General features: G+C 73.3%; 7 protein-coding genes and 1 pseudogene. All 8 read left to right on the top strand.

Annotated features, from left to right (window positions below):
* Positions 1–1,782 (top strand): ATP-binding protein (locus FPZ41_RS41005; RefSeq protein ID WP_152869260.1); only part of this gene is annotated, 1,782 nt, incomplete at its 5' end.
* A gap of 225 nt (positions 1,783–2,007) precedes the next feature.
* Positions 2,008–3,282, top strand: a complete 1,275-nt coding sequence (locus tag FPZ41_RS41000) for a glycosyltransferase (protein ID WP_322621371.1) — start codon at positions 2,008–2,010, stop codon at positions 3,280–3,282.
* Between the two features lie 26 nt (positions 3,283–3,308).
* The gene (locus FPZ41_RS40995) at positions 3,309–3,971 is read left to right on the top strand and encodes a class I SAM-dependent methyltransferase (protein WP_131570719.1); all 663 of its coding nucleotides are present in this window, start codon (positions 3,309–3,311) and stop codon (positions 3,969–3,971) included.
* A gap of 62 nt (positions 3,972–4,033) precedes the next feature.
* Positions 4,034–5,236 carry a DegT/DnrJ/EryC1/StrS family aminotransferase gene (locus FPZ41_RS40990; RefSeq protein WP_194236396.1) on the top strand — a complete coding sequence of 401 codons (1,203 nt, stop codon included), beginning with the start codon at positions 4,034–4,036 and terminating at the stop codon, positions 5,234–5,236.
* A gap of 83 nt (positions 5,237–5,319) precedes the next feature.
* Positions 5,320–6,783, top strand: coding sequence for an NAD(P)/FAD-dependent oxidoreductase (locus tag FPZ41_RS40985; RefSeq protein ID WP_152869256.1), 1,464 nt, complete (start codon positions 5,320–5,322; stop codon positions 6,781–6,783).
* Positions 6,784–6,958: 175 nt separating this feature from the next.
* On the top strand, positions 6,959–8,497 hold the full coding sequence (locus FPZ41_RS40980) for a GMC oxidoreductase (RefSeq protein WP_152869254.1): 1,539 nt from the start codon (positions 6,959–6,961) through the stop codon (positions 8,495–8,497).
* Between the two features lie 35 nt (positions 8,498–8,532).
* Positions 8,533–9,861: a UDP-glucose dehydrogenase family protein gene (locus tag FPZ41_RS40975; protein ID WP_322621370.1), complete on the top strand. Its 1,329-nt coding sequence runs from the start codon at positions 8,533–8,535 to the stop codon at positions 9,859–9,861.
* A gap of 22 nt (positions 9,862–9,883) precedes the next feature.
* Positions 9,884–10,503: pseudogene (locus tag FPZ41_RS40970) on the top strand (glycosyltransferase); the annotation flags it as partial.

Here is a 10,503-nt window from a genome sequence, read left to right as displayed (position 1 = left end):
CTCCCCGCACCGCCCCACGCCGCAGCCTTCCCGTATCCAGCCGTACCGGCAGGCGTCCTCACCGAGCAGCACAAGCAGCTGTCGATGCTGCTCGTGCGGACCACCCTCGGAAAGGGCCTCGGCGGTGACCCGGAGGACGCCGCCCGGCTCTCCGGCGAACTGGCCGTCGCCATCCGCGACGAGGTCGCCCGGCACGGCGGAAAGGTCTCCGGCGTGCTCGGACCGGTCACCTTCGCCCTGTTCGGCGTCGTCCGCACCCGAGAGGACGACGCCGAACGCGCGGTCAGGGCCGGCCGGGCGATCCTGCGCAGACTCCGCCAGTACGGCGCGGGCGGCCCCGTCCCCGTGCACGGCGGCTCCGCACCCCGCGTGGCCGTGGCCACCGGTGTCGTCGTCGTCACCTGCTCCGCCGACGGCACCGGTGCCGTGCCGATCGTGAACGGCGCCGTACCGAAGAGCTGTGCCGACCTGCTGGAGACCGTGCCGCCCGGCGGCATCCGGGTGTGCGCCACGACCCGCTCCGGCACCGAACGCTCCCTCGTCTACGGTCCCGCGGGACCCGACGGCGCGTCCGAGCCGCTCGGCGCCCGCACCGCCCGCACGGACACCCCGCCCGCCCTGGTGGGCCGGGACCGTGAAGTGGAGCAGCTGGGCGGGGCGCTCGGTGACGTGGCCCGCCGGCAGCGCCCCTGCCTGCTCACCGTGCTCGGTGAACCCGGCGCCGGAAAGTCCCGGCTCATGGCCGAACTCGCGCGGCTCGCCCGACGTTCCCCGCACGGGTACCGGGTCGTGACCGGGCACAGCTCGTGGTGCGACCGCGACCGGCCGCTCGCCCTGCTGGACCGCACCCTCGCCTCGGCCACCGGCACGGACGACCGTGCCCGCGACGCCCTCGCCCGCACGGTCCACGCTCTCTTCGGCACCGGCGACCGCGGCCGCTGGCTGCTCGACCGGCTCGGCCCCCTGCTGCGCGACGAGCCGCCCGCCCCCGCCGACTGGCCCGACCTCGCCGCCGCCTGGCGGCTCCTGCTCACCGGCCTTGCCGCCGAACGCCCCCTGCTTCTCGTCCTGGAGGACCTGCACACCGCGCCCGACCCGATCCTTGACCTCGTCACCGAACTCGCCGACGCCGCCGGACCCGTACCGCTGCTCCTCGCCGTCACCGCGCGCCCCGAACTCCTCGATCGCAGGCCCACCTGGGGCGGCGGCCGACGTGACGCCCTAGCCGTCACCCTCGACCCGCTCGACGAGCCCTCCTCGGCCGCACTGCTCGACGCCCTTCTCACGGACAGCGACGGCGCGTTGCCGGCCGACCTGCGGCGCGACGTCCTCGCCCGCGTCGGCGGCAACCCCCTCTACGCCGTGGAGTACGCACGGGAGTTGTCCGTCCAAGGGCCCGGGCGCCCGGCGGGCCCGCCGACGATGCCCCGCCATGTGCGTCAGGTCGTCGCCGCCCACCTCGACACGCTGCCGCCGCTCGCCAAGGCTGTCCTGGTGTGCGCCTCCGCCCTGGGCGGCGTGTGCTGCGCCGACGGTGTCGCGGCGGTCGGCGGCGTGGACCGCGCCGAGGCCGCGCACTGGCTCGACCACCTGGAACGCCGGGACTTCCTGCGCCGCTCCCGGCACCCCTCCGCCACCGGCGCCCTGCGCTACGCCTTCCGGCACCCGGCCACCCGCGAGGCCGTCGACGCGCTGGTGCCGCGCACGGTCCGCGAGGACCGCAGGCGCCGCGCCGAGGCCTGGACCGAGAGCACGGCTGCCCAGCTGACCGCCCGACCGTGATACGCGGCACGTCATTATCCGAATCGACCGGCAGTGCCGTGGAATTCGTGTGCCCATTCCACGGATTACCCGCCGATGGAAACACCCAACTGGGTCCTTGTGCGCCCATCGCATAAGTTCGGTGCCGAGCGGCGCGGAAAGCGTGCCGAAGACTCGGGAAAACACCGAGAACGGCGGCGCATCATGACATGGCCGAACGTCGCTTCCGCACGGAAAGGAATGGTTGTGCGCATTCTCTGCAGTCTCGCGCTGTCGCCCTCCAACGCACGTGCCCTGCTGCCGCTGGCCCGCGCCGCGGCGGAGGCCGGCCATGAGGTCACCGTGGTCTCCCCGCCGGAGATGGCCGGTGTCTTCGAGGGTGAGGACATCCGCGTCCTGCCGCTGTTCACCGACATGGCCGAGATCGTGCTCAGCCTGCTCCAGCAGAAGCGCATCGACTTCGCCCCCTCCGACCCGTTCTCACCGGGGACCCTCCTCGCCACCGCCTGCGGCCCGCACGTCACTGACGCATACCGTCAACTCCTGGACGTGGCACAGGAGTTCAAGCCGGACGTGATCCTGCGCAGTGGCGTCGAGTTCGCCGGCTACCTGGTCGCCGAGACCCTCGGCGTCCCGCACGTCACCGCGCCCTCCGGCGGCGGCCAGTACCTCGACGCCAAACTGGCCCTGACCGAGCTGAACCTGCGCCGCGTCGAACTGGGCCTGCCCGAGAGCGACTCGGCCGAGGCGATCCACGCGCACGGCCGCTTCGACTGCATGCCGCCCGCGTACGCCTTCACCGCGCACGAGATGGGCGGCACCTTCGCCTACCAGCAGCCGTCTGCCATCGTGCGCAGCGAGACCGGCCCCGAGTGGCTGCGCGACGTCCCCGGCGACAAGCCGCTCGTGGTGGTCTCCAGCACCAACGTGTTCGCCTCGCTGATGCACCACTCCGTCTTCCCGCGCATCCTCGACCTGTTCTTCGACGGCGTGGTCGCCGGACATCTCTTCGAGGGCCTGGACATCGAGGCCGACCCGGCGCTGGTCGTGGGTGCGTTGATGCCCGGTGACGCCAACCCGCTCACCACCATCGTCAAGGGCCTGTCCCAAGTGGACTGCACCGCCGTCGTCGCCACCCGCGGCATGCCCGTCGACCCGGCCGCCGTCGGCGACAACGTGCACCTCTTCGACAGCATCCCGCAGCCGCTGCTGCTGGAGACCGCCCAGCTGCTCTTCACCCACGGCGGCTACAACAGCGTCCGCGAGGCCGTCCGCGCCGGCGTCCCCATGGCCGTCCTGCCCGAACTGAGCGACCAGGCGCACAACGCGAGCCGGGTCACGGAGCTCGGGCTCGGGCTGCGCGTGCCCAGCGCGGGCGCCGACGACGTCGCCGAGACCGTCGACCGGCTGCTCGCCGACCCCGGTCACACCCACGCGGCCCGCGCCGCGCAGCGCCACATGCTCGCGCTGCCCCAGGTCACCGCCGCCGTCGACCACCTCGTCGCCCTCGCCGGGCACTGAACGGGAATCCAGACAGGAGCAGGAAGATGGACACGCAGTTCCTCCGGGCGTTCTACGACCTGGCCTCGTGGATCCGGCTCTCCCCGCTGCTGAACGGCCCCTACCTGCCGTTCTCCGCGTGGTCGCTGCGTCCCGGCGCCCTGATCAAGCTGCTCGACGACATCGCCCTCGGCGACCGCAAGGTCCTCGTCGAGTGCGGCAGCGGCACCTCCACGATCGTCTTCGCCCGCTATCTCGCCCAGCGTGGCCACGGCAACGTGCTCTCCCTGGAGCACGACGAGAAGTGGGCCCGGTGGGTGAACGACCAGCTGGCGCAGGAGGGTCTGAGCGAGGTCGCCCGCGTCGTGCACGCCCCGCTCGCCGAGCACCCGGCCGCCGTCAAGCGCGTCGAGTGGTACGAGCCCGGGACCGTCGAGGACGAGGTCGGCGCCTTCACCGACAAGCACGGCAAGATCGACCTGCTGCTCGTCGACGGCCCGCCCGGCTGGGAGCAGGGCCGCAAGCTGGCCCGCTACCCGGCCGTACCCGCCCTGAAGGAGCACCTGGCGCCCGGCGCCACCGTGATGCTCGACGACGTCAACCGCTCCGAGGGCGTGGAGATCACCAAGCGCTGGGAGGACGAGTGCGGCCTCACCATGCAGCTCGACCCTTACGGCACCCGCACCGCGTTCGGCAACTTCCCCGCCTGACCCGCGGTACCCACCCCGCCGACGCCGAGTCCTACGGCGAACACCCCCGGAAGGAGAGGCCCATGCTGGCCCTGAACGGCGGGCCCAAGGTGCGGACACAACCCTTCCCGCGCTGGCCCGAGTACGACGAGACCGAGAACCTCGCCCTCGCCCGCGCCCTCCAGCAGGGCGAATGGGGGCGGCACGGCGGCAAGGAGGTCCAGGCGTTCGAGCGCGAGTTCGCCGAGTTCGGCCAGGCGCCCGCAGCGCTCGCCGTCACCAACGGCTCCCACGCCCTCGAACTCGCCCTGGAACTCGCCGGGATCGAGCCCGGTGACGAGGTGATCGTCCCCGCGTACACCTTCGTCGCGACCTCCACCGCCGTCCAGCGGCGCGGCGGAGTCCCGGTGCCCGTCGACGTCACCCCGGACACCTTCTGTCTCGACCCCGCCGGCCTCGACGCCGCCGCCACCGACCGCACCCGCGCCGTGATCCCCGTCCACATCGGCGGCCATGTCGCCGACATGGACGCCATCACCGCCTGGGCCGGGGCCCGCGGTGTCGCCGTCATCCAGGACGCGGCCCAGGCCCATGGCGCCACCTGGCGCGGCAAGGGCCTCGGCGCTCTCGGCTCGATCGCCACCTTCTCCTTCCAGAGCACCAAGGTGATCACCGCGGGCGAGGGCGGCGCCCTGCTGCTGCCCGACGACGACACCTACGAGGACGCCTGGGTACGGCACAACTGCGGCCGCACCCGTGAACTCCATCTCGCCACCGCCTCCTCCAACTTCCGTATCTCCGAACTCACCGCCGCCCTGCTGCGCGCCCAACTCGCCCGGTTCGCCGACCAGAACGCCCGCCGCGCCGCCCGCCACACCGAACTGGCCGCCGTGCTCGGCGAGATCCCCGGCATCCGCCTCCAGGGCCGGGACCACCGCTGCACCGGCACCCCGCACTACATGACGACGTTCGTCCTCGACCAGGACGAGCTCGGCGGGCTCGACCGCGACACCGTCGCCCTCGCGCTGCTGATGGAGGGCATCCCCGCCTTCGGCAGCCACCAGCCCCTGCACCGCACCGACGCCTTCTGGACCGGTGCCACCGGCGGCGTCCGGCCCGAGGAACTCGCCGAGCGCTGCCCCAACGCCGAACGCGTCGGCCGCGACGGCGTGCTCATCCCGCACCAAGCCCTGCTCGGCACCCGCCAGGACGTCGACGACGTCGCGACCGCGGTCGCCAAGGTCCTGGCCGAACTGCCGCGCAACGGCGCCCCTCCGGCTGTCTGATGCCCCCGGAACCCGACGACCCCGACACCGACTTCGCACGCCCCGCGCCCGGCGCGGCGGTTCACAGGATGGGAACGAAAGCGATGACCAGCGACAACCCGGCCGGCCGGACCTTCGAGGTCCTCGTCGTCGGCAATGGTGTGCTCGGCCTGTCCCTGGGCCTGACCCTCGCCCGCCGTGGCACCAAGGTGGCCGTCCTCGGCCGCACCGACCGGCCCTGGGCCGCCTCCACCGCTGCCGGCGCCATGCTCGGCACCTTCGGCGAGGTCACCTCCACCCTCGTCGCCAGCGAGCAGGGCCGCGCCAAGCTCGACCTCGGCGTCCAGGCCACCCGACTGTGGGACGACTGGCTGGACCAGCTGTCCGAGGAGACCGGCGAGCACGACGACCTGCGCTGCGCCGACGGCACCGTGATGCTGCTGAACTCGGTGGGCGTACCCGGCATCGACTCCGCCAACTACACCGCCATCCGCAAGACCCTCGACGAGTACAAGGAGCCGTACGAGGACATCGACCCGGCCGAGCTCGGCTGGCTCGACCCCGACCCGCTGGCCCGGCCCCTGATGGGCATGTTCATCCCCGGCGAGCACGCCGTCGACTCCGGCCGCCTGCTGGACCGTCTCCAGAGCGCGCTCCTGAAGGCCGGCGGCACCCTCCTCGACGGCTTCGGCGAGAGCCTGACCACCCAGGGCGAGCGCATCACCGGCGTCAAGCTCACCAGCGGCGACACCCTCACCGCCGGCCAGGTCGTCCTCGCCGCCGGCGCCGCCTCCCAGACCCTCCTCGACACCGTGCCCGCCCTGGGCGGCACCATTCCGCGGCTGTGCGCCGGGGTCGGCGTGTCCGTCGTCGCGCGCGTCAACCCCGATGTGCCCGGCCCCACCAGCGTGCTGCGCACCCCCAACCGCGCCTTCGCCTGCGGTCTGCACCTCGTGCCGCGCGGCCAGGGCCACGTCTACCTCGGCGCCACCAACGCCATCGAGCCCGAGCCCGCCGACGTCCCCTCCATCCGCGACGCCACCTTCCTGCTCGGCTGCGCCCTGCGCCAGCTGCGCCGCGACCTCGACACCGCCGGCATCGAGAAGATCCAGGTCGGCAACCGGCCCGTCGCCTTCGACGGCTTCCCGCTCGTCGGCAGCGCCGGCCTCGACGGCCTGTGGATGATGACCGGCACCTACCGCGACGGCCTGCACCTGTCGCCGCTGCTCGCCGACGAGATGGCACGCCGCATCCTCGGCGATGAAACCCGCCACGACCTGTCCGTGTTCCAGCCCGTCCGCAAGCCCACCCAGGCCCACAGCCGCACCGACGTCGTCGAGACCGCCGTCACCCACCTGCTCGCCACCGGCTACGAGGACGAGTGGAAGATCCCCAACGCCTGGCCCGCCGTCATCGAGGCCCAACTGCGCGCCGGATTCGCCAAGTTCGCCGACGCACTCGACGACGACTACACCCCGCCCGCCGAGATCCTCGCCAAGGCCCAGATGAACCCGGCCTTCGCCCAGCAGGTCCGCCAGTACTACGCCGCGAGCCGCGCGGCGCACTGAGCGCTCCGCTGGAAAGTGCCGCGTCGTGCCGCCGTTCGTCTGCGGCAGCGTCGTGGCTGGTCGCGCAGTTCCCCGCGCCCCTTACGGGGCGCGCTGCCGGACCGCAGCCTGATCCGTCCGCCCTGCTTGGCGCCGCCACCCCCCATGCGCCGTACAGAAGGAGAGTCGCGTCACCATGAGCTGTCCCGAACTTCCGCCGACGGTCGACCTGCTCGTCGTCGGAAGCGGCCCGGTGGGGTCGGCCGTCGCCCGCCGCGTGTACGACGCCGTACCGCACGCACGGATCCTGATGGCCGACCTAGGGCCGCGCCTGACCGGGCAGGCCGGGCTGCACCTCGGCAACCTGCCCGCACCGGAACGGGCCGCGGCCCAGGCCCGTTCCCAGGGGCGCGATCCCGAGACCGCGCCCGGTGAGGACGGCGCGCTGGTGAAGAAGTACGCGGACCGCGGCACGCATCTGCTGCGGCCCCGCCGCGACGACGAGCCCGAGCAGTTCGCCATGCCGGCCGCGGTCATGTCCAGCAACATCGGCGGGATGGGCGTGCACTGGGCCTGCACCGCCCCCCGCCCGCTGGACAGCGAACGGCTGCCGTTACTGCCCGGCGACGACCTCGACGCCGCCCTGTCCGTCGCCGAACACCTGCTGAGCGTCACCCGCGACGCCTACCCGGCCACCGAGGCCGGAGACCTCGTCCTCAAGACGCTCGGCCGGCTCTTCGACGGCGACTACCCGGTCGGCCGCGGCGTCGGCACCATGCCGCTCGCCTGCACCCCCCGCCCGGGCCGCCGGCCGCTGTGGGCCGGCCCCGACACCGTCCTCGGCCCGCTCGCCCACGCCGGCGCCACCGCGGGCGACGGACGCTTCCGCATCGCCGACGAAACCATGTGCCGGCGCCTGCTGTTCAGCGGGCGCATGGTCACCGGCGCCCTCCTCGAACACCTCCCGACCGGCACCGAGTTCGCAGTGCGCGCCTCCGCCGTCGCCGTCTGCGCCGACGCGCTGCGCACCCCGCAGCTGCTGTGGGCCTCCGGCATCCGCCCCGACGCCCTCGGCCGCTACCTCAACGACCAGCCCAAGACCGTCAGTTCCGTCCATGTCAAGGACGGCCCCACCGCGGGGCTCGCCGCCCGCGGCACCGTCGAGTTCGGCGGTGACATCCGCGACCTGGAGACCGGCCGCTTCTGGGTGCCGTTCGCCGACCCCGGCCGCCGCAACCACGGCCAGGTCATGACCATCGACACCTCGCCCCTGGAAGGCGTCGACCCGGCGCTGTTCGTCGGCATGGTCTGGTACGGCGCCAAGGAGATCCGCGCCGAGGACCGCATCGAGTTCTCCACCAGCGAGGCCGACGCCTACGACATGCCCGACATGACCGTCCACTACGACCTCACCGCACGCGACCTCACGGGCGCCGAACAGGCCCGCGCGGACCAGGAGGCCGTCGCCGAGGCCCTCGGCGGCGAGTTCCTGGAACGGCCCGAGCTGTTTCCCGCCGGCAGCTCCAAGCACTACCAGGGCACCGTGCGCATGGGCCCCGTCGACGACGGCACCTCGGTGTGCGACACCGACAGCCGCGTCTGGGGCTTCGACAACCTCTACGTCGGCGGCAACGGAGTCATCCCGACCGCCACCGCCGTCAACCCGACGCTGTACAGCGTCGCCCTGGCCGTCCGTGCCGCGGCGTCCATCAGCGCGCGGCTCATCGGCGTCTGACCGCAGCGAAGTTACCGAGAATCGAGGTCGCCGCCGTGCACCGCCACACCATCGCCGTCATCGGCACCGGCTATGTCGGACTCACCGCCGGGGCCTGCCTGGCGTCGCTCGGACACCGGGTGGTCTGCGCCGACCTGGACCCGGTCAAGGTCGCGGAGCTGGGCCGCGGCGACGTACGCATCCTGGAGGAGGGCCTGCCGGAGCTGGTGCAGGCCGGGCTCGACGCGGGCCGGCTGCGTTTCGTCGTCGGCGCCGCCGACGCCGTCCGCGGCGCCCGCACCGTGTTCATCTGCGTCGGCACCCCCACCGGGCCCGACGGGCGCGCCGACCTCACCGCCGTCGACGCGGTCGTCGAGGAGATCCGGACCCTGCTGGAACCCGACAGCGTCCTGGTCACCAAGTCGACCGTGCCGGTCGGCACCGCCGCCCGCGTCACCGCCGCCCTCGGCCGGCCCGACGTCGGCGTCGTCAGCAACCCGGAGTTCCTGCGCGAGGGCACCTCCGTCAGCGACTTCCTCCAGCCCGACCGGGTCGTGATCGGCTCCGACAGCCCCTGGGCCGCCGCCCAGGTCGCCGAACTGTACGCCGGCGTCGACGCGCCCGTCGTCATCGCCGACGCCGCCAGCGCCGAGGTCGTCAAGTACGCCGCGAACTGCTTCCTCGCCGTCAAGCTGTCCTACGTCAACACCCTCGCCGAGCTGTGCGAGGAGGTCGGAGCCGACATCGGCCGGGTCACCACCGCCCTCGGCCAGGACCACCGCATCGGCAGCGCGTTCCTGCGCCCCGGACCCGGCTGGGGCGGCTCCTGCCTGCCCAAGGACACCCGCGCCCTGCTCGGCACGGCCGACGCGCTCGGCGTCGACTTCCCGCTCGTGAGGGCGGCCATCGGCACCAACGCCCACCAGCGGACCCGGATCGCCGACAGGATCGCCCGCCTGTGCGGCGACGCCGACGGCTCCCTCGCCGGGGTCCGGATCGGGCTGCTCGGCCTCACCTTCAAGGCCGGCACCGACGACCTGCGCGACTCGCCCGCCCTCGCCCTCGCCGCCGAACTCGCCCGCCGCGGCGCCGAACTCACCGCCCACGACCCGGCCGTCCCCGCCACCCGGCACACCGAACTCCCCGCCGACATCAACGTCGTCGACGACCCCCACCAGGCCGCCAAGGGCGCCTCCGCGCTGGTTCTGTGCACCGAGTGGCCGCACTACCGCGGCCTCGACTGGGCCCGGATCGCCGCCGACCTGCACCACCCGGTCGTCGTCGACACCCGCAACCACCTCGACCCGGCCGCGCTCAGCGCCGCGGGCCTCGCCTGGCACGGCACCGGCACCAGCCCGGTCGAGCCCGCCCCGACCGCCGTATAGACGCATACACAGAGAGAGCCACATGGAAAGGTCCGTCACCATGCGGGTGCTGTGCAGCATCACCGGCTCGCCCTCCCACGCGCGCGCCTGCCTGCCGCTCGTGCGGGCTCTCGGCGAGGCCGGACACGACGTCCTCGTCGTCACCGCCGACAAACTCGCCCCCGTCCTCGCCGACGAGCGGGCCCGTGTCGAGGGCGTCTACACCGACATCACCGCCCAGGGCATGCGGCTGCTGTTCGAGGGCAAGCTGCCCATCCCCAAGGAGTTCAGCCGCTTCGCCCACGACCTGTGGGCCACCCTCGCCGCCGGCCCTCAACTCGCCGACGCCTACGACGTGCTGCTGCCGCTGGCTCGCGAGTTCCGCCCCGACGTGATCCTTCGCGACGGATACGAGTTCGCCGCGCTCCTCGTAGCCGAGACCCTCGGCGTGCCCCACGTGCCCGCGCCCTCCGGCTCGGGCCAGTTCCTCGACCCGGAACTGCTGCTCCCGCTGCTGAACGACCGCCGCCGCGCACTCGGTCTGCCCGAGACCGACGACCCGGCCGCCGTCTACCGGCACGGACGCCTCGACTGCATGCCCGCCCCCTACTCCTTCGCCCGCCCCCTCGCCCCCGACGCCGTCGCCTACCGCCAGCCCCGCAC

The sequence above is a fragment of the Streptomyces acidicola genome, assembly GCF_009377235.1.
Taxonomy (GTDB): domain Bacteria; phylum Actinomycetota; class Actinomycetes; order Streptomycetales; family Streptomycetaceae; genus Streptomyces; species Streptomyces acidicola.
This window is presented reverse-complemented; position numbering and strand designations above follow the sequence as displayed.

Bases quoted from the DNA above. Each gene is read 5' to 3' on its own strand.
- FPZ41_RS40990 (WP_194236396.1), top strand. From the start codon at position 4,034: ATGCTGGCCCTGAACGGCGGGCCCAAGGTGCGGACACAACCCTTCCCG.
- FPZ41_RS40985 (WP_152869256.1), top strand. From the start codon at position 5,320: ATGACCAGCGACAACCCGGCCGGCCGGACCTTCGAGGTCCTCGTCGTC.
- FPZ41_RS40995 (WP_131570719.1), top strand. From the start codon at position 3,309: ATGGACACGCAGTTCCTCCGGGCGTTCTACGACCTGGCCTCGTGGATC.
- FPZ41_RS40980 (WP_152869254.1), top strand. From the start codon at position 6,959: ATGAGCTGTCCCGAACTTCCGCCGACGGTCGACCTGCTCGTCGTCGGA.